The organism is Haloactinomyces albus (assembly GCF_031458135.1).
GTDB classification, from domain to species: Bacteria; Actinomycetota; Actinomycetes; order Mycobacteriales; family Pseudonocardiaceae; genus Haloactinomyces; species Haloactinomyces albus.
Genome location: NZ_JAVDXW010000001.1, coordinates 1,176,713 through 1,195,691, shown reverse-complemented (window position 1 = coordinate 1,195,691; position 18,979 = coordinate 1,176,713). Strand labels below are relative to the sequence as shown.

14 protein-coding genes are annotated in these 18,979 nt (G+C 67.6%); 9 read left to right on the top strand and 5 right to left on the bottom strand.

The window, feature by feature from the left end; genetic code table 11:
* Positions 1–35: 35 nt before the first annotated feature.
* Positions 36–569 (bottom strand): DUF309 domain-containing protein, encoded by a 534-nt coding sequence (locus tag JOF55_RS05535; RefSeq protein WP_310270524.1) that lies wholly within the window; start codon positions 567–569, stop codon positions 36–38.
* Between the two features lie 355 nt (positions 570–924).
* Between JOF55_RS05535 and JOF55_RS05530 the strand changes: the two genes are divergently transcribed.
* Complete coding sequence (locus tag JOF55_RS05530) at positions 925–1,587, top strand: MOSC domain-containing protein (RefSeq protein WP_310270521.1); 663 nt, start codon at positions 925–927, stop codon at positions 1,585–1,587.
* Here JOF55_RS05530 and JOF55_RS05525 read toward each other — a convergent pair.
* Entirely contained in the window at positions 1,574–2,122 is a 549-nt protein-coding gene (locus JOF55_RS05525) for a GNAT family N-acetyltransferase (RefSeq protein ID WP_310270518.1), read from the bottom strand. The genes JOF55_RS05530 and JOF55_RS05525 overlap by 14 nt on opposite strands.
* Positions 2,123–2,305: 183 nt before the next feature.
* Between JOF55_RS05525 and JOF55_RS05520 the strand changes: the two genes are divergently transcribed.
* From JOF55_RS05520 to JOF55_RS05490, 7 genes are all read left to right on the top strand, one after another.
* Complete coding sequence (locus tag JOF55_RS05520) at positions 2,306–3,805, top strand: CoA-acylating methylmalonate-semialdehyde dehydrogenase (protein ID WP_310270515.1); 1,500 nt, start codon at positions 2,306–2,308, stop codon at positions 3,803–3,805.
* Between the two features lie 66 nt (positions 3,806–3,871).
* Positions 3,872–5,059: an acyl-CoA dehydrogenase family protein gene (locus JOF55_RS05515; RefSeq protein WP_310270512.1), complete on the top strand. Its 1,188-nt coding sequence runs from the start codon at positions 3,872–3,874 to the stop codon at positions 5,057–5,059.
* Positions 5,056–6,114 carry an enoyl-CoA hydratase/isomerase family protein gene (locus JOF55_RS05510; RefSeq protein WP_310270509.1) on the top strand — a complete coding sequence of 353 codons (1,059 nt, stop codon included), beginning with the start codon at positions 5,056–5,058 and terminating at the stop codon, positions 6,112–6,114. The genes JOF55_RS05515 and JOF55_RS05510 overlap by 4 nt, the downstream gene beginning before the upstream one ends.
* 53 nt (positions 6,115–6,167) lie before the next feature.
* Entirely contained in the window at positions 6,168–7,061 is an 894-nt protein-coding gene (gene mmsB, locus JOF55_RS05505; RefSeq protein ID WP_310278294.1) for a 3-hydroxyisobutyrate dehydrogenase, read from the top strand.
* A 146-nt stretch (positions 7,062–7,207) separates the two neighbouring features.
* Positions 7,208–7,468 carry a hypothetical protein gene (locus JOF55_RS05500; protein ID WP_310270506.1) on the top strand — a complete coding sequence of 87 codons (261 nt, stop codon included), beginning with the start codon at positions 7,208–7,210 and terminating at the stop codon, positions 7,466–7,468.
* Between the two features lie 48 nt (positions 7,469–7,516).
* Positions 7,517–7,696, top strand: a complete 180-nt coding sequence (locus JOF55_RS05495) for a hypothetical protein (RefSeq protein ID WP_310270503.1) — start codon at positions 7,517–7,519, stop codon at positions 7,694–7,696.
* A 51-nt stretch (positions 7,697–7,747) separates the two neighbouring features.
* A complete protein-coding gene (locus tag JOF55_RS05490) occupies positions 7,748–8,119 on the top strand; it encodes a barstar family protein (protein ID WP_310270501.1) in 372 nt (123 codons plus the stop codon).
* Between the two features lie 22 nt (positions 8,120–8,141).
* Here JOF55_RS05490 and JOF55_RS05485 read toward each other — a convergent pair whose 3' ends face one another.
* On the bottom strand, positions 8,142–8,918 hold the full coding sequence (locus JOF55_RS05485; protein WP_310270498.1) for an enoyl-CoA hydratase-related protein: 777 nt from the start codon (positions 8,916–8,918) through the stop codon (positions 8,142–8,144).
* Positions 8,919–9,187: 269 nt separating this feature from the next.
* Here JOF55_RS05485 and JOF55_RS05480 point away from each other — a divergent pair, with 269 nt between their 5' ends.
* Positions 9,188–12,103: an ATP-binding protein gene (locus JOF55_RS05480; protein ID WP_310270495.1), complete on the top strand. Its 2,916-nt coding sequence runs from the start codon at positions 9,188–9,190 to the stop codon at positions 12,101–12,103.
* 196 nt (positions 12,104–12,299) lie between these two features.
* Here JOF55_RS05480 and JOF55_RS05475 read toward each other — a convergent pair whose 3' ends face one another.
* Both JOF55_RS05475 and JOF55_RS05470 read right to left on the bottom strand, forming a co-directional pair.
* A complete protein-coding gene (locus JOF55_RS05475; RefSeq protein ID WP_310270492.1) occupies positions 12,300–13,820 on the bottom strand; it encodes a S8 family serine peptidase in 1,521 nt (506 codons plus the stop codon).
* A 200-nt stretch (positions 13,821–14,020) separates the two neighbouring features.
* Positions 14,021–18,580 (bottom strand): type VII secretion system-associated protein, encoded by a 4,560-nt coding sequence (locus JOF55_RS05470; protein ID WP_310270489.1) that lies wholly within the window; start codon positions 18,578–18,580, stop codon positions 14,021–14,023.
* Positions 18,581–18,979: the final 399 nt, after the last annotated feature.

The window sequence follows — 18,979 nt, the reverse complement described above, 5'->3', positions numbered from 1 at the left end:
CTACTTGGCCCGCCCGGTCGGCTCGGCGAGGACAGTCAGCGAGACAGGCGAGGTGCGATGGCCTCGGCAGCAGGGGTGTCGGTGCGGAAGTCCAGCTCGTCGGCGAGGGCTTCCGCCCAGTCGACCAGCCCTGCGACGGCGATGCCGTGCGGCGGAGCGCTCGAGTGGGGGCGGATGTTGTCGGCACCCCGCCGCAGCAGGGACTGGGCGCCCTTGGTGTTTCCGCGCGCGGCGTGGGTGATCCCGACAGCCAGTTGCGCCATGCCGCGCCACAGTGCCCGCTCGTCCGGGTCGGAGGTCTCCTTCCAGGCATCCTCGAGCACCTCGTGGGCGTGGAAGGGTTTGCCGTCGTCCAGCAGCTGCTGAGCTTCCGTCAGTGCCTGCTCGGGTGTGCGCGACACTCCCTCGGGCTGGCGCTCCACACCCGTGGCCCCGTGCGGCAACGGTCTGCCGAGTCCGTCCCGCGGCCGGGCGTTGCGGGCTCGTCCCTCCTCGTCCCGGTCCCGGCGCACACCAGCCGGAGCTCGTGTTCGCCCGGATTCGGTTTCCTGTTCGTGCTCGTCGCCCATGACCTCCAGTCTCCCACGTCGGCCGAGTACCTCCGCCGGACCACGAAGGCCTGGCGGCGAAATCGTCGACGCCCGAGTGACGCCCGAAGCGAGCGAGTGAGCAATACCTGGTGCTGCGGGAGCGTGCCTTCGCCGCGCTCGGCTTTCCTCCTACAGGACCGTGAGGTGGTCGTCGGTGGCGCCGTGTACGGCGGGGAGCGGGAGCGAGTGGTCGAAGGTGACCAGGCGTCCGCCGTGAGCTGCAGCCAGGGCCAAGATGCTAGCGCATCAACCCGAGTTGTAGACCACCTCGGTGGGCCCGAGAGCGAGTGTGGGCAGTTCACTTCCCCTGGTTGATCGCTAGTAGGTTGTGGCCGTGGGCTACGTGGAATCCGTGAACGTCGCGATGGTTCGGACCGGCGACTGGACCGGGCGTGTCGGCAGAACCGGCATCGACAAGCGTCCGGTGGATGGTCCGTTGCTTCTCGATGGGACCGGAGCGCACGGAGACGACGGCTCCGGTGCCCGTGGTGACACGGTGGCCGATGCCGATCACCACGGTGGCAGGCACCAGGCGTTGTACGCCTTCGACGTCGAGGATCTACGCTCCTGGTCCACTGAGCTCGGCAAGGAACTCGCATCGGGCAACGCCGGGGAGAACCTGACCCTGTCCGGCTGCGACTCGAGCCGGGCGGTGATCGGACAGCGGTGGCGAATCGGCACCGCGGTTCTCCGCGTGACCGGCCCGCGCATCCCGTGCAGGGTGTTCGCAGGTTTCTGGGACATTCCCGACCTCGTCAAACGCTTCACGGCACGCGGCCGCCCCGGTGCCTACCTCGCGGTCGAGGAGCAGGGTGAAATCCGTGCCCGCGACCGTGTGGAGGTGTTGTCGAGTCCCGAACACGGCGTCACCGTGGCCGACTACTTCGCGTTCCGCGCGCAGGGGCGCAGGGATCTTGCCGAGCACATTGCCGGTGGCTTGTCCGATCTGCCGGACAAGCTGGCCGAGCATGTCGTTCCGGCGCTCAACGGTCGGTGAGTTCGCGACCGAGCACGAAGACACGCAGCGGCATCCCCTGCCACTGGAACGGGGCCGTGAGTGTCCGGAAGCCGTGCCGCCGGTAGAAATTGCGGGCCTGCAGGTTCCCGACGGCACCGGTACTGAGCACGATCCGACCCTGGTCGATCCGACGCACGGCTTCGTTGAGCAGGGCCGATCCCAGGCCACATCCCTGCACGTCCGGGTGAACGTGCAGCTCGGCGAGTTCGAAGGCGTCGTCGAGCCAGTGCAGATTCTCCGCCGCCGCCAACGCCGGACGTACCTGGTTCGGCCACCAGTCACGGCTCGCGGTGGGGAAGCCGACAAGAACGCCGAACAACCGGCCCTGCCGGTGGGCGGCCAGGGTGAGCAGGCCGGGTAGTTCGGTGAGTCCGCCGAAATGCCGCGCGGTCAGTCCCCAATGGGGCTGCTGGGCCGCGGCCATGGCGTCCTGGGCAAGCGTGGCGGTGTCCCACAGCCGCGCGCCGAGATCGAAGGGTGCGATGCCGACGTCCACGCCCCCAGTCAACACCACGAGAAGATCCGGGGCTTGCCGGGCGCCGAGATCCGCTCCCGAAGGCCCTGTGCACCACTGTGATGTAGGTCATCCTGTTGCGTGGCAGTGGAATCGGTGAATAATAGGAAGCCCAAAAGTTTGAGTTCCTAGATTTGTCCTCGGGAACCGTACGAGTGGTCTCGGCGAAGGGTGCGTTGCGGTATGGCCAACGAGTTGGAGCACTTCATCGGTGGCAAGCGTGTGGCAGGCACGTCGGGTGCCTATGGCGACGTGTTCGATCCGAACACCGGCCGCGTGCAGTCCCGCGTGCCACTGGCCTCGGTCGAGGAGGTCCGCGCCGCCACCGCCAACGCGGCCGAGGCGCAGCGCGAATGGGCCGCGCAGAATCCGCAGAAGCGCGCCCGTGTCCTGATGAAGTTCCTGCAGCTGTGCCAGGACGAGATGGACTCGCTGGCCCGCCTGCTGGCCTCCGAACACGGCAAGACGGTCCCGGATGCCAAGGGCGATGTGCAGCGCGGTCTCGAGGTCGTGGAGTTCGCCGCCGGGATCCCGCACCTGCTCAAGGGTGAGTACAGCGAGGGGGCGGGTACCGGCATCGACGTCTACTCGATGCGTCAGCCGCTCGGTGTCGCGGCGGGGATCACGCCGTTCAACTTCCCGGCCATGATCCCGCTGTGGCAGGCCGCACCGGCCATCGCCTGCGGGAACTCCTTCGTGCTCAAGCCTTCGGAGCGGGACCCCTCCGTGCCGCTGCGGCTGGCCGAATTGTTCATCGAGGCCGGACTGCCCCCGGGAGTGCTCAACGTCGTCAACGGCGACAAGACCGCCGTCGACGCGGTACTGACCGATCCGGACATCGATGCGGTCGGCTTCGTCGGCTCCTCGGATATCGCCGAGTACATCTACTCCACCGCCGCCGCGCACGGGAAGCGCGCGCAGTGCTTCGGTGGCGCGAAGAACCACATGATCATCATGCCCGACGCCGACCTCGACGGGGCGGTCGACGCGCTGATCGGTGCGGGTTATGGCTCGGCGGGTGAGCGCTGCATGGCGATCTCCGTGGCCGTGCCCGTTGGTGAACCCACCGCGAACGCGCTGGTGGACAAGCTCACCGAGCGCGTCGAGCAGCTCAGGATCGGCACCAGCTTCGACGAGTCCGCCGATTTCGGTCCGCTGGTCACCCGGGAAGCGCACCAGAAGGTCACCGACTACATCGGTGTCGGTGTCGAAGAAGGCGCCGAGCTCCTCGTCGACGGCCGCGGATACCGCAAGGAGGGGCACGAGGACGGTTTCTTCATGGGCGGTTCGCTGTTCGACCACGTCACCCCGGACATGCGGATCTACCAGGAGGAGATTTTCGGCCCCGTGCTCTCGGTGGTGCGCGCCGCCGACTACGAGGAGGCGCTGCGTCTGCCCAGCGAACACGAGTACGGCAACGGCGTCGCGATCTTCACCCGCGACGGCGACACCGCGCGGGAATTCGCCGGACGGGTCGACACCGGCATGGTCGGGATCAACGTGCCGATCCCGGTGCCGATCGCCTACCACACCTTCGGTGGATGGAAGCGCTCCGGATTCGGAGACCTCAACCAGCACGGGCCGGACTCCATCCGCTTCTACACCCAGACCAAGACGGTCACCTCGCGCTGGCCCTCCGGCCGTAAGGAAGGCGCCAGCTTCAGCATCCCCACGATGGACTGACGGCCCCGACCGGGCCGGTCCCATCGCGACCGCAACACCGGGACACCAACCGGTAAAGGAGGAACCGTGGCCGCGCCAACGGCAGCGAGATCGGAAGCCCCACCGGCGTCACCGTTCTCGCTGAACGAGGACCAGCTGGCGATCCGGGACACCGCACGTGAGTTCGCCGCAGAGCGCATCGCACCCCATGCCGTCCAGTGGGATCAGGACAAGCACTTTCCCGTGGACGTGCTGCGCGAGGCGGGCGAACTCGGCATCGGTGGCGTCTACATCGACGAACGATTCGGCGGCAGCGGACTGAGCCGATTCGACTCCGCACTGATCTTCGAGGCGCTGGCGACCGGTTGTCCGACGATCGCCGCCTACATCTCCATCCACAACATGGTCGCCTGGATGATCGACGCCTACGGCGACGACGAGCAACGGCAGCGGTGGCTCCCGTCGTTGTGCTCGATGGAACGGCTCGGTAGTTACTGCCTCACCGAGCCCGAGGCCGGGTCCGACGCGGGTGCGCTGCAAACCCGCGCCGTGCGGGACGGAGATCACTACATCGTCAACGGTGTCAAGCAGTTCATTTCCGGGGCCGGGAGCTCGGGGGTGTACGTGGTGATGGTCCGCACCGGGCAGTCGGGGGCCAAGGGCATCTCCACCCTTGTCATCGACGGCGAGAGCGAGGGAATCTCGTTCGGTCCGGACGAGCACAAGATGGGTTGGAACGCCCAGCCCACTCGCCAGGTCGTGTTCTCCGACGTGCGGGTACCGGTGGCCGACCGGCTCGGTGAGGAGGGCATCGGGTTCAAGATCGCGATGGCCGGGCTGGACGGCGGCAGGCTCAGTATCGGTGCCTGCTCCCTCGGCGGAGCGCAGACGGCTCTGGACAAGAGCCTCGGCTATGTGCGTGAGCGCACGGCGTTCGGCGTGCACATCGGCGAGTTCCAAGCGTTGCAGTTCAAACTCGCCGATATGGCCACCGAGCTGGAGGCGGCCAGGATGCTGCTGTGGCGGGCGGCGTCGGCGCTGGACGCCAAGACTCCGGAGGCGACCCGATTGTGTGCGATGGCCAAGCGGATGGCCACCGATAACGGGTTCGCGGTGGCCAACGAGGCCCTTCAGATCCACGGTGGATACGGATACCTTGCCGAGTACGGCTTGGAGAAGATCGTCCGCGACTTGCGGGTGCATCAAATCCTCGAAGGAACCAACGAGATCATGCGTTTGATCATTTCCCGTGGACTGCTGGAGCAACAATCATGACGTCGGAAGCCACCCCGGACCAGGAGGTCCTGTTCACCGAGCAGGGCGCATTGGGGCGCCTCACCCTCAACCGCCCGAAAGCGCTCAACTCGTTGACGCTGGGCATGGTCCGCTCGATCACGGCGGCGCTGGAGCAGTGGCGCCACGACGAGCGGATCCAGGCGGTGCTGATCGAGGGTGCGGGGGAACGAGGCCTGTGCGCGGGTGGCGACATCCGCACTCTCTACGATGCGGCCAAGGCCGGGGACGAGGCGCTGCCGAGAAGTTTCTGGGCCGAGGAATACCGGATGAACGCGATGCTGGCCCGCTATCCCAAGCCGGTCGTGGGCATCATGGACGGCATCTGCATGGGTGGCGGTGTCGGTATCTCCGCGCACGGTTCGCACCGGGTGGTCACCGAACGCTCCAAGGTCGGAATGCCCGAGACCGGTATCGGCTTCTTCCCCGACGTCGGAGGGACATACCTGCTCTCCCGCACTCCCGGTGAACTCGGTACGCACATGGCGTTGACCGGAGAGCCGGTGGGTGCGGGTGACGCCCTGTACTGCGGGCTGGCCGATCACTACGTCGCAGGCGACAACCTGGACGAGCTGATCACCGCGCTGTCCACCGGCGCGGTCGACACGGCTCTGGAGAAATACGCCGAGAAGGCTCCCGAGTCCCCGCTGGAGGCCGCCCGGACGTGGATCGATGCCGCGTACTCGGCGGACACGGTCGAGGAGATCGTGCAACGGCTCCGGCAGCGCTCGGAAGAGGCCGCTCACTCGGCCGCCGACGCCATCGAGACGAAATCACCGACATCGTTGAAGGTCACGCTGCGTTCGCTGCGGTCGGCTGCCGGACTGCACTCGCTGGAGCAGGCGCTCGACGAGGAGTTCCGCGTGTCGCTGGCGTGTGTGCGGATCGGCGATTTCGTCGAGGGTGTGCGGGCGACGCTGGTGGACAAGGACCGCAATCCGGCGTGGTCCCCGGAACGTCTCGAAGAGGTCGATGACACGTTCGTCGCCGAGTTCTTCGAGACGCCGGCAACCGGTGAGCTCGGCCTGTCCGGCTGAGCGTGCCGGTCGGCCGAGCAGGGAATTTCGGCTCTCGAGGAAGGGAAGTGAGCATGGCTGCCATCGGATTCATCGGCTTGGGACACATGGGCGGTCCGATGTCGACGAACCTGGTCAAGGCCGGTCACACGGTGAAAGGGTTCGACCTCGCACCGGAGGCGTCGCAGGCCGCCGCCGACCACGGTGTCACGGCGGTCGACTCCGTGACCGAGGCCGTCGGCGGGGTCGATGCGGTGATCACGATGTTGCCCGGTGGGCAGCATCTGCTGGACTGCTACGGCGACATTGTCGGCGCGGTCTCACCGGGCACGTTGCTGATCGATTCCTCCACGGTCGATGTCGCCGATGCCAGGAAGGCGCACGAGCTCGCCGCGAACGCCGGGTTCGGTTCCGTCGACGCTCCGGTATCGGGGGGAACGGCCGGTGCGGAGGCGGGAACCCTGACGTTCATGGTGGGTGCCGCCGAGGAGGCCTACCGGCGTGCCGAGCCCATCCTGGAGCCGATGGCCCGCAAGGTCATCCACTGCGGTGGCGCGGGCAACGGTCAGGTCACGAAGATGTGCAACAACCTCATCCTCGGTGCCTCCATGATCGCGGTGGGCGAGGCGTTCGTGCTCGGCGAGAAGTTGGGATTGTCGAATCGAGCTCTCTACGACGTCGCGTCGGTCTCCACCGGCCAGTGCTGGTCGCTGACCACGAACTGTCCCGTACCGGACATGGTGGAGACCAGCCGGGCCAATCACGACTACGAGCCGGGTTTCGCGGCGGCGCTGATGCTCAAGGACCTCAAGCTCGCGGTGTCGGCGGCGGAGCAGAGCGGCACCGATACGGAAATCGGACGCCTCGCCACCGAGGTTTACCAGCGGTTCAACGACGAGGGCGGCGGCGGCTACGACTTCGGTGCCGTCATCAACTCCATCCGGGAGCGCTCCGGCGGCACGAGCTGACACCGGTGGTTTTTACGGTTTCGCGCGAAACTGCATTTTTATTGCTTCGCGCGGAACCGTTCACCGCGAGCCGGCGTGGTCGTGCACCGGAGTAGGGCCGGGCGGCACACGCCCGCTCGGAACCAGGCGTACGCTGTCGCCTCGTGATGGAATGGCTGGTCGCATGGTGGGACGGCTTCGAGTTGTGGCTCGTGCAGCTGCCCTATCCGCTGTTGGCCACGTTGATGCTGGTGGTGCTGCTACCGCTGTGCTGGAGCGTGGCATGGGTGATCGACCGGGGCGTCGACGAAGTGTCGGCGAAGGTGACCGGAGTGCGTGACGCGGAACCCCCGCCGGGCAGGCGGGAACGTCCCGACGAGAGCCGGACGACAGGCGGAACCGTGGCAGGTGACCACGGTGTTCGATGACGTTCGCCGCTGCGGCCCGGTCCACTGTCCGGGCTGGAGCAGGGCGAGATGAGCTCGCGCAAACGCATCACGATCGCCCTCGTGGGGATGATCCTGCTGGTGATCATCGGATGGTTCGCCCGCGAGGCCGGGGATGGTGCTCCGGCTCGTCCGAGGGGTACGGTCACCTCCTCAGCAGCAGTCCAGCAGTCCACTCCGAGTTCGTTCATCATCGATGTTGATGGTTGATGTGCCATGTTCGCGACAGAATTCAGGAAAAAACGCGCGCGGAAAGAGCCGGTGGCGGATGAGCCGGAGCGGCTTTCCGCGGCGGTGACCGTTCAACAGGCCGCCGAGGAGGCATGGAGCCGTGGGGCCATCCCCCACGTGCTGGACGGTACGGAACTGGTCAACAAGCGCACGGCGCTGTGCGGCATCGCCGCCGCGCTGTCCTTTCCCGAGTGGGCCGGCCGCAACCTGGACGCCCTGTACGACTGCCTGACCGACCTGTCCTGGCTGTCCGAGGGCGAACATGTGCTGATCTGGTCGGATTCGCAGGTGCTGGCCGCTCATGACCCGAAGACCTATCGGGGGATCGGCGCGGTCCTGCGCGATGCCGCGGACGATACGGTTTCCGACCGCGACTTCTCCGCCGTGATCACCCGCGACTGAATCCGACTTCAGACGGACGCTGTCACTCCTGCTGCGGCACCCATGAGGGCTTGCGCTTCTCGGCGAAGGCGCGGATGCCTTCCTGGCCCTCCTCGCCTGCGAAGTGCTTGGCCGACAGCGCGAGCATGTCGGCGAAGTCCTCGCTCATGGTGGCGGGGCGGGACTGGCGCAGCATCTCCTTGGTTGCGGCCAGCGCCGTCGGGCCGCCCAAAGCCAGCATGTCGGTGTAGCGGGTGGTTTCGGCATCGAGTTGCTCGGCGGGGACCGCGGAGTTCACCAAGCCGATCGAGACCGCGCGTGTGGCCTCGAAGGTTTCGCCGGTCAGGAACAGTTCGTGCGCTTGCCGCGCATGCAACCGGGGGAGGACGGTGGTCGAGATCACGGCAGGCACCACGCCGATGCGCACCTCGGTGAAGGCGAACGTGGCGGAGTCCACCGCCACGGCGACGTCGCAGGCTGCCACCAGTCCGATACCACCCGCCCGGGCCGGGCCCGCCAGCTTGGTCACCACCGGCTTGGGGCTGGTCCAGAGCCGTTCGAGGATCGCGGGGAGTTCGTTGATGCCCTGTTCGTCGGCGCTGCCGGAGCGCGACTCCTTGAGATCCATACCCGCACAGAACACCGGACCGGTGTGATCCAGCACGAGCACCCGTACCGAGTCGTCGTCGAGCGCTGCGGCCAGCGCATCGTTCAATTCCCCGCGCAACTGCTTGGACAGCGCGTTGCGGTTGTGCGGTGAGTCCAGCGTGATGGTGGCCACGCCGCCTGCCACGGTGCGGTGCACGAGTTCGTCGCCCATGAGCAAGACCGTATCTTCCCCGGCTGTGCTGAGGACATGGTTGCCTCGCGGGAAAACGGCGGAAAATCTCGAAGGACGTCATCGGGGCCACGGCGCCCGAACCGCAAGACGCCCGGGCCGCAAGACGCAGGCAGGCGTTCGGGAGCACCGACAATAGTATGAGTCCTCTCCACCCATTGAGGTGACGACTATCACTCTTTCGAGTGACTATCATCTTTCTTCGGGGGTGCTTCGGTCACTCAGTGTTCCCGATACCCGGAGGGCGAACGATGGCGCAGACAGAGCACATCTCCGGAAAGGACGACTGGACACCGCCTTCGGAGACGTGTGTTCACACGAGCTCCCGTGTTTTCGTCGGTCGAGACACCGAACTGAGCACCATGGTCGAGCTCATGACCACACCCCCCGCCGTATTACTGCTCGAGGGGGAAGCCGGTGTGGGTAAGTCACGGCTGGTCCGCGAACTGCTCGAGCAACCTGCCGTGGCGGTGCGGCGGGTGCTGACGAGCGCTTGTCGGCCACTGCGAGAACCGTTCCCCTACGGTCCCGTTCTGGAGGCGTTGCGCGCCGTCGGCCCGGCACTGGATTCGGTGGACCCGAACCCGGTGACCGGTGTTCTGCGTCCGCTGCTTCCCGAACTCGCCCACCACCTCCCGGAGCAGCCGGGTGATCTCGGTGACCCCGCTGCCGAACGGCACAGACTGTTCCGGGCCGTGCGCGCCCTGCTCGCCGCGGCCGGACCGGTGCTCCTGGTCATCGAGGATCTGCACTGGGCAGATGAGGGTTCACGCGAGCTGCTGCGCTTCCTGGTGGCCGCGCCGACGTCGAACTTGTCGATCCTGCTGACCTATCGGCGCGAGGACCTCGGAGACAGGGGGCCTCTCGGAAGTGCGTACCGGCCTCCGGAGAACGCGGGCAGTGCGGTGGTACGGCTCGGTTCGCTCGGCCGTGACCAGGTGGGCACGTTGGCTGCGGCGCTACTCGGGCAGCAGTCGGTCTCGCCGGAGTTCGCCGACAAACTGCACGAGCAGACGGCCGGGATCCCGTTCGTCATCGAGGAGACCCTGCGCGCTTTGCAGGACCCGGCGGGGGCGGTGCGGGCCGACGGAGCGACCGCGCGACGATTGCTCGCCGATCTCGACGTGCCCGTGCTGCTGCGCGAGGCCATGGCCGAGCGGTTGGCAACGCTGCCCGAAGCCGCAGTGCAGGTCGTGCGAGCAGCGGCCGTGCTCAATGTCGCCGCCACCACCTGTCTGCTGGGTACCGTGGCCGGGGTCGGGAGCGCGAACGTCGACGACGCGCTCGAGCATGCTCTGCGCAGCAGCGTGCTCCGGGAGATCGGCAGCCGGCGCTACGGTTTCCGCCACGCACTCGCTCGACAAGCCGTCTACGACACCTTGAGCGGGCCCCAGCGGGAGAAGCTGCACGCTCGTGCGGTGCACAGCCTCGCTCGTGTCGATCCGCTACCCCTGGTGCAGCTCGCCGAGCACAGCAAGGCCGCCGGACGGGATCTCGACTGGATCCACTACGGAGAGAAAGCCGCCGATCACGCTGCCGAGGTCGGCGACACCGCCACGGCCACGGACCTGTTGCGTGCCCTGCTCAGGGAGCCGGTGCTGAGCGGCGACGACGTGGATCGGCTGGCGACCAAGTTCAGTGCGGCGGCGGTGGGCGGGCTCGCCCACCATGACGTCTCCGCGGAACTCACCCGTGTCCTCACCGACCGGCGACTGTCCAACATGGTCCGCGGAGAGGTCCGGCTCTGTCTCGGTTTGCTTCTGCTGCGGCAGACGCACGCCCTGGAATCGGGACGTTCCGAGATCGAGCTCGCGATCACCGACCTTCGCGATCGTCCTGCGCGGGCCGCCGTCGGGATGGCCGTTCTCGCACAAGCGCACGTGGGCACGACACCGATCGCGGAGAGCAGACGGTGGATGCGGCGGGTGGAGGAGGTGATTGCCCGGTCCGAGGACACCGAAGTCGTCACCGAGCTGCTCGGCAACGTCCTTCCCGCGCGTGTGCAGCTCGGGGATCCACCACGGATGCGGCGGCATCTCGACCGGTTGCCCCGCAAGCCCGGCTCGATGACCGAGCAGTGGCATGTGGTCAAGGTCCACGGCAACCTCGCCGACGCGTTCGCCTCGATCGGACATCACGCTCGAGCCCGCGAGTATCTCGCCAGCGCCTCGCGGAGGGCGGAGGAATCGGACGGACTTCCGTACCTGTCCACCGCGCTGCAATGCACCGAGGTCCGGCTGGACTGGCTCACCGGCCGCTGGGACGGTTTGGCCGAGCGCACTCGCGGCCTGCTGGCCGACTACGCCGATCTGTACCCGGTGCGGGTGGAACTGTCCTTGGTGCTGGGTTCGATCGCCGCGGCACAGGGCCACTGGGACGAAGCAGAAGCGCGACTGCAAGCCACCGGTGTCGAGGCCCCGGACGAATCGTTCGCTCCCGTGGTGATCGCGGCCGCGGCGGCACGCGCCCGGATGTGCCTGGCTCGCGACGATCCGCAGCAGGCCGTGGTCGAGATCGGCAGAGGGCTGGCCGTGACCCGGCGGAAGGGGGTGTGGGTATGGGCCGCCGGACTCGCCCCGGTCGCGGTCGACGTCTACGGCCGCTGCGGCCGGATGGCCGAGGCGACCAGGGTGCTCGACGAGTTCACCGCCGCGGTGGGGGATCGGGACGCGCCGGTGACCGGGCCGGCCGAGGCATCGTGCCGTGCGGCGATGCATGCGGCTCGAGGTGAGCTTGACCAGGCAGGCGCATGGTGGGATCACGCGGCTGACGGCTACCGGGCGCTTCCGCAGTCCCATGATGCGGCGCTGGCCGCGGAACACGCCGCCTGCTCCCGCATTCGGCTCGCCACCGGCGAAGCGGAATCCACACTTCGTGCGGCAGCCGAGTCCTTCGACCAGCTCGGTGCGACGAGGGACGCGGCCAGGTGCAGGCATCTGTTGCGCCGGTTGGGGACACGGTCACCGTCGAAGCGGGGACGTCGCGGCTACGGCAACGAACTCTCACCACGAGAGCGGGAGGTCGCTCGCCTGCTGGCGAATGGGTGTACCAACCGGGAGATCGCCGAGGTCCTCTTTCTGTCCCGCCGCACCGTGGAAAACCACATAGCCAAGGTGCTGCGCAAACTCGGTGTACGGTCCCGTGCCGACGTCGTGGTGGATTCGTGAGGACCACACCTCTTCCGAAGACGGCGTCGGGATGGACACCGCGGACGCACATCGAAACGTCCACCGGCGCGCACGGCGGTGCGCATCGAAACGCCGCGCATCGAAACGCACAGCGGCGGGCAGCCAACGGTGCGGCCGCACCGTTGGCTGCCCGCCGCCGGAATGCTTCACTGCGATCATCCCCGTCGCGGGGGCCTCAGCTGAAGCAGTATGTCGACCCGCCGCCGAACGCGTAGCACCGGATCTGCGTGCTTGCCGAGTCGGTGGCCCCGGCATCGTCGGTCACGGTCAGCGTCGCGGTGAAGTCACCGCCGCCGGCGTAGCGGTGGGTCACGGTCTTGCCGTTGCCGGTGCTGCCATCACCGAAGTCCCAGGCATAGTCGGCCACGGTGCCGTCGGAGTCACTGGATCCGCTCGCATCGAACGAGCAGGAGCCGTAGGAGCAACTCACGGTGAAACCGGCCGAGGGAGCCGTGTTCCCCGGGTCCTTCGGAGGCTCCGCACCGTTGTCACCGCCGACGTACAGCAGTTTGTTCGGCGAACCGGCACTCACATTGCCGATCTTGCCGGTGCTGGCGGTGCTGACCATCGTGTCGCGGACCTGCGCCGGGCTCGCCGAGGGATTCGCCGACAGGATCAGCGCTGCGGCCCCCACCACGTGCGGAGTCGCCATCGAGGTTCCGCTGATGGTGTTGGTGTCGGTGTCGCTGCCGATCCAGGCGGAGGTGATGTTGCTGCCCGGAGCGTAGATGTCGAGGCAGCTTCCGTAGTTCGAGTAGCTCGCCTCGCTGTCCTGGCGGTTGGTGGCACCGACGGTGATGGCTTCGGTGACCCTGGCCGGGGTGGTGCTGCAGGCGTCCGAACTCGCGTTCCCGGCAGCCAGGCCGTAGGTCACACCGGACTGGATCGAGGTCCTGACCGCATCGTCGACCGCTGTGCTGACCGGGCCGCCGAGGCTCATGTTCGCCACCGCGGGACCCTCGGCGTTCTGCGTGACCCAGTCGATGCCGTCGATGACGCCCGAGTACGAGCCCGAACCCTGGCAGTCGAGCACCCGGACGCCGACCACGTCGACGTTCTTGGCCACGCCGTACTGCTCGCCGCCGATGGTGCCCGCGACATGGGTGCCGTGGCCGTTGCAGTCGTTGGCGACGCTGTCACCGTCGACGAAGTCGTAGCCGCTGCTCGCCCGTCCCTCGAAGGTGTTGTGGCTGGTTCGGACACCGGTATCGAGAACGTATGCCGTGACGCCACTGCCCTCGTTCGGGTAGGTGTAGGAGCCGCTCAGCGGCAGGTCCCGCTGATCGATCCGGTCCAGACCGTAGGACGGCGGGTTCTCCTGCGTGCCGAACGCGTGGACCCGCTGATCCTGCTCGACGTACTTGACGCTCGGATTGGTCGCCAACCGCTTGGCCTCGGCCGCGTCGGCCGTGACCGAGAATCCGCGCAGCGCGTGCTCGTAGGTGTGACCGACCTGTGCGCCGTACTGTGCCGAGAGATCCTGTGCAGCGGCCTGGACACCGCCGGGCCCGTTCGCGGCGGCGTCCTCGAGCACCACGATGTAGCTGTCCGCGATGGCGTCCTTTCCCTCCGTGTGCAGGATTTTTCCCTCGGCTGCCTGTGCAGGGACCGCACCGGCGAGTCCGAACGAGGTGATGACCGCAGCGCCGACACACAGGTCGGCGAGTCTGCTGCGGCTTTTCCGTGCGTGTTGCATCGCTCCTCCTGAGTTGTGCCGCCTGTAGGGCGACCGGGGCAGCCGCTGCCGACGGTTGGCGGGGGTGACCGCACCGCGTTGGTAGCGGTGATCAAGAGGATCGATCAACTTCGGCCGTGGAACAACCCGGGAAACGGTGAGTATCCGTACCTATTCATCGGGAAATCGCGGTCCGTCGGCGACGGACCGTCCACAATCTCCTACTCCGGCAGGGCACGTTCCTGCTGGACGGACGGGCCGGTGGCCGTTTCCGCCCCGATTCGGTCGTGGTCGGCCAGCAGCTCGTCGAGAACCTCCCGCAACTCCAGCGTTTGCGCCCATTCCGCGGGAATTCCTTCCGTCCCGCGCGCCGTCCCCAGCAGACTGCCGCAGATCGCGGCCGTGGCCGCGCTGTTGCCGGAGTGCGTGGCGGCCAGCGACACCGCGTCGGGATAGGAGTTCGGGTACGACAGGGCTGCTGCGACCGCGATGGCCAGTGCGGTGGCCGCCTCCCAACCGGAGCCGAGTCCTTCGAGGGCGACGGGCGAAACGGGACCGTGCTCGGCGAGGGCCACGGCCTCCCGCAAGCTTCGCATCGTGGTGTCGCTGCCTTCGAACGTGTCCAGTTCGGTCAGTACGACACGCACGCTGTCGGCGAGACTCCGACCGTGGGCCAGCGCGCTGATCAGTCCCGCCAGCGCCCCTGCCGGGAGGTAGCCGTCCGGGTGGCCATGCGTGATCACGCCGATCTCGACGCCGAGGGACACGGCGGTCGAGGGGCATTGTGCGTACAACCCCACCACGGCACCGCGCGTGGTCGCCGCGGCGTTGCGCGCCGCGTTCGGTGGATGAGCCGTCGTGGGAAGATCCTGGCGACCGCCCCACTGAGCCAGCGCCGTCATGCTCGGCTCGTCCGGGAAGCGCTGCGTGCACAGGATCGCCGCTTCACTGAGAGCATTGCCCGGCATCGACGGTTCGAAGGGAATTCCCTGGGTGCACAACCAGTGCTCCAGGGCGCATCGCACCATGCCCGCCCGGTGGACGCCGACTCCCTGCATTCTGCTGCTGATGTCCGCGCGGATGAGACCATCGAAGACGAACACGGCCTGCTGAGTGTGGGCGGTGACGGCACCGCGTCGTCCGAAAGCCGTGGCGAGCTCGCGGACGCCGTGCGGCTGGTCCCGCTGGACTCTGTCGAGGTCGGCCAATATCCAGGGGGCACCGAGCGCATCTCCCGTCGCGCCCCCGAGGAGACAGCCCGCCAGGCGTTCGCGGGGGCTGATATCGAGCGGGACTTCCGCCGCGAGGCGCCCTTGATGCAGGGGTTCCCCGGCCGTTTCGGCGACGAGTTGGGAGGCACGCTCGGCACCGAACGCCTCGCTCAGGAGCTGATGCAATCCCCCCGAGGTGGCGCTCGTGGTGTCGCCGTTGTCGCGGAACTTCCGCCACGCCGCCAACAGCCGGAGTTCCTCTTCGGACAGGGGACCGTGCGAGTCGCCCGCCTTGCTCGCTGTGCGGGCCGCGGAGTTGTCCGTGTCGGAATCGGTGTCCGACGTCGACGGAGCGTCGCTTTTCGGGGGAACGGCTTGTCCGGGGGTGTCGCCGGCGGGGTAGTGCTCGAACCAGGCGGGAGCGGTGGGCGGGTTCGCCCCGAACTCCTGGACCGCGTCCAGTGCGAGCTGCTCGATGACCTCGCACAATTCGAGCTTCTCGCGCCACTGCCGAGGAATCGCGGTCGATCCGAGAGCCGCACCCATGATATTGCCGCAGATCGCGGCCGTGGAGTCGCTGTCGCCGGAGTGATTGGCAGCGAGCACGATCGCGTCGGAGAACGACTCCGGGCGCGCCAGCGCCGCGTACACCGCGATCGCCAGTGCTTCCTCACCCACCCAGCCTCTGCCGAGTTCGTTCTGGATACGCTCGGGGCTCGGCGGCCCCTCGGCGGCGAGTCCGCGCGCCCGAAGCAGGCACGCGGTGGTTTCGTGATGGTCCTCCCAGGCGGACAGCTCCGCCAGCGCACGGTCCACGGCTTCGCGCAGGCTGCGGCCTGCCAGCAGCAATTGGACGATCACCGCGAGAGCCCCGGCGGGCAGGAACCCGCTCGGATGCCCGTGCGTGAGCACGCCCGACAGTGCTCCGACGCGGAACACCTCGGAGGTGTCCTCGGACCACAGGCTCGCCGGGGCAGCGCGCATCACGCCACCGCAGCCCTTGGAATCGTTGAGCCGGTTGTCGAACGAGCCCGCCTTCGTTCCTTCCGCGTAGTCGTGCAGCGCCTGTACGCAGGTCGTCCCGGGAGCACGCCGAACGAACAGACCCCGCTGCCGGATCAGCCACCCGTCGGGTGGGGAGGTCGCGATGGGACCACCCGCGTTCTTCCAGTCGTAGCCTTGCGTGTGCAGCCAGCGCTGGTAGGCGTGCTGGATCCGGGTGGCCGGTTCGATCTCTCCGTACAGGCGCCGTCGGATACTCGCCCGGATGAGCCCGTCCAGAGTGAACAGAGTCATCTGCGTGTCGTCACTGATCGAACCGCCGGGGCGGTGCGCGTCGACGAAGTCGGTCAGCCCCGCCTTGCCGTACTTGTGCCGGATCACGTCGAGTGACTCGAACTCGACGGCATAGCCGAGCGCGTCTCCGATGGCCCCGCCGAGCAGACAGCCCAGAATCCGGGCGGGTCGGTCCGGCGCGGACCCATGCCCGGTTCCGACCGGAATCATCGCGGTGGAGGTGGACGCTTCGGCGACCGGCACCATCATGGTGGACGTGGATGCCTCTTCGGCAGGTACCTTTCCGATGGGGATTTTTCCGGTGGGCATCCCTGCGGCGGCGGACACCTCTGCGGTGGAGACCTCCGGGGTGGAGGCCTCCGGGGTGGGGATCGATGTGGTGGGGATCGATGTGGTGGGGACTTCTGGGGAGGGTTCCGGTCCGGCCGGATTCGGGGTGGCGAAGACCGTGTCGGCCCCGTTCGGCTGTTCCGGTGCACTCGCTGGTTTCGGACTGGATACGAACGCCAGCTGCGAGGTATCGCCCCTGGCCGGATATCGCTGTGCCCACCGCTGATCGGCCGGGTATTCCGGAGGCCGGGGACCGAACTCGAGTAGGGCGTCTCTCCCCAGAGCTTCGATGATCTCCCGCTGCCGCAGATCGCGAAGCCACACTCCGGGCAGCTGGGCGGATCCGTACAGGGCACCGGCGAGATTGCCGCAGATCGCGGCCGTGGAGTCGCTGTCGCCGGAGTGATTGACCGCCACCATGATGGCCGAGGCCATGGTATCGGTACTCAGTGTCGCGCATACGGCGATCGCGAGTGCTTCGTCGCCGGACCAACCGCTGCCCAGTGCGTCCTTGAGTTGCTCCGGGCGTGGTGTGCCCTTCCCGGCGAGGTCCACAGCGGCCTGCAGCGCACGGTCGGTGTCGGCATGGCCGTCATGGACGGTCAGCACGGAGCGAGCCCGGCGGATCGACTCGAACAACGACTCGCCCCGCACCAGCTGGTGCACGAGTACGGCCAGCACTCCGGCAGGCAGGTAGCCACTCGGAGCCGAGTCGGTCAGCGCGGCGGTCGCGGCGGCGAGTTCGAAGACCTCCCTCGGATCCTCGGACCACAGCGCCACCGGTGCTGCGCGCACGACTCCACCGCAGCTCCGGGAGTTGTTGAGAGCATGATCGAAGGTACCGGGACCGGATCCGGCGGCGAACTCCCGCAAGGCGGTGATGCAACTGCTGCCGGGCGAGCGCACGTTGAACAGCTCGTGCTGTTCGATCAGCCACCCGTCGGGCTCCGGATGGGTGGCGAGAAACGGCCCCGCTGTTCGTTGCCAGGCATAGCCCTGCGTGTGCAGCCAGCGTTGATAGGCGAGCTGCACCGCGGGCAGCGGGGTTTCGGCCACTGCGGTGCGCATCGCGATGTGGCCACGGACGAGTCCTTCGAGGGTGAACAGGGCCATCTGGGTGTCGTCGGTGAACGCGCCCGGCTGATCGCCGTCACGGTCGTAGTCGGTCACACCCTGCTTGCCGTAGCGGCTGCGGATCAGGTCCACGGGGTGGAACTCGACCGCGGCTCCGAGCGCGTCACCGATCGCTCCGGCGAGCAAAGCTGCGAGGAAGCGCTGTCCGACATCGGAGTGGGCGGGGTCGGCGGGGTCGGCCGTTGCCTGCTCCTCGGTGGATGGTGCGGGAGTCGGTGTGGCAGCGGCTTGGTGCGGTTCCGAGCCCGCAGCTTGGATCAGATCCTCACCGGGGACCCTGGCCTTGACCGGACTGGTCGGATTGATCTGCAAGTCCATCCCGGCAGGCTGCTGGCCCGCGAGCTCGCTGCCGGTCATGCGTTGCCATGTGGTCCAATTCGCGGGCAGATAGGTCTCCGAGGTGAACACCTGCAGCTGTCGTCGCCCGGACTCGTGTTCCAGTGTGAACAGGCCGCTTCCCTGCGGCTGGGCGAACAGGATCAGTTCGGCATCCAGCAGCGCGGACAGGAGTGTTTCGCCGTGGGTGTATCCCGTCGTGGTCAACTGCAGGGCGCGCTCGACATCGTTGGTCGGTGCGGGCAACCGGAGCGCCACCGGTGACGGCCGGTAGTTCGGATTCGGGGAGAAGTCGTCGGTGAGTTCACCGCGCTCGTCGACCCGGTAGCCACCGACGAAGCCCCACGACGGGATCTCGGAGCCGGGGTCGGTGAAGATCGGATCAACCACGTACAGCCATGTGTTGGGCTGCTTGGCCGCCTGTTCCCGCATGGCAGGTGTGATGGTCGGTCGGCTCTCCTGCTGAGTGTTCATCCCCGTTGTCCCCCGATTCCCGGTCCGGCATCGATGTTTGCGGCAACTTCCGGGAGTGATCACTCGATGCGATCTTCACCCGGCACGGTGGGTCTTGCTGTCCGACGTGTGCACGCTGCGATCGGTTCCCGACGTAGCACGCTTGCGCAGTACTGTCTCATGACCTGATGGAGTGAAACCGAAAGTGTGTCGAAACCGTTCCGTGATCGAAGGAGTACACTTGAGTGTCTTCGTCCGCCGGATGGCGGGGCACAGCGGTACGGGACCCGGCAACGGACCGGAATGTCGGGGTTTTCCGTGCCGTTGCCGGGTTGTGCGCCCGGTGGGCAGCACGGCACGCATCATGCCCGTGCAGCGGCGGGCGTGTGGCCGTATTGGTGAGATTGAGCCGAAGTTCGC

What these genes read in the sequence shown, in the direction of transcription:
- JOF55_RS05510 (WP_310270509.1), top strand. Translation starts at nt 5,056, where the DNA reads ATGACGTCGGAAGCCACCCCGGACCAGGAGGTCCTGTTCACCGAGCAG.
- JOF55_RS05470 (WP_310270489.1), bottom strand. Translation starts at nt 18,580, where the DNA reads ATGAACACTCAGCAGGAGAGCCGACCGACCATCACACCTGCCATGCGG.
- JOF55_RS05500 (WP_310270506.1), top strand. Translation starts at nt 7,208, where the DNA reads ATGGAATGGCTGGTCGCATGGTGGGACGGCTTCGAGTTGTGGCTCGTG.
- mmsB (WP_310278294.1), top strand. Translation starts at nt 6,168, where the DNA reads ATGGCTGCCATCGGATTCATCGGCTTGGGACACATGGGCGGTCCGATG.
- JOF55_RS05475 (WP_310270492.1), bottom strand. Translation starts at nt 13,820, where the DNA reads ATGCAACACGCACGGAAAAGCCGCAGCAGACTCGCCGACCTGTGTGTC.
- JOF55_RS05480 (WP_310270495.1), top strand. Translation starts at nt 9,188, where the DNA reads ATGGCGCAGACAGAGCACATCTCCGGAAAGGACGACTGGACACCGCCT.
- JOF55_RS05485 (WP_310270498.1), bottom strand. Translation starts at nt 8,918, where the DNA reads ATGGGCGACGAACTCGTGCACCGCACCGTGGCAGGCGGCGTGGCCACC.
- JOF55_RS05520 (WP_310270515.1), top strand. Translation starts at nt 2,306, where the DNA reads ATGGCCAACGAGTTGGAGCACTTCATCGGTGGCAAGCGTGTGGCAGGC.
- JOF55_RS05495 (WP_310270503.1), top strand. Translation starts at nt 7,517, where the DNA reads ATGAGCTCGCGCAAACGCATCACGATCGCCCTCGTGGGGATGATCCTG.
- JOF55_RS05535 (WP_310270524.1), bottom strand. Translation starts at nt 569, where the DNA reads ATGGGCGACGAGCACGAACAGGAAACCGAATCCGGGCGAACACGAGCT.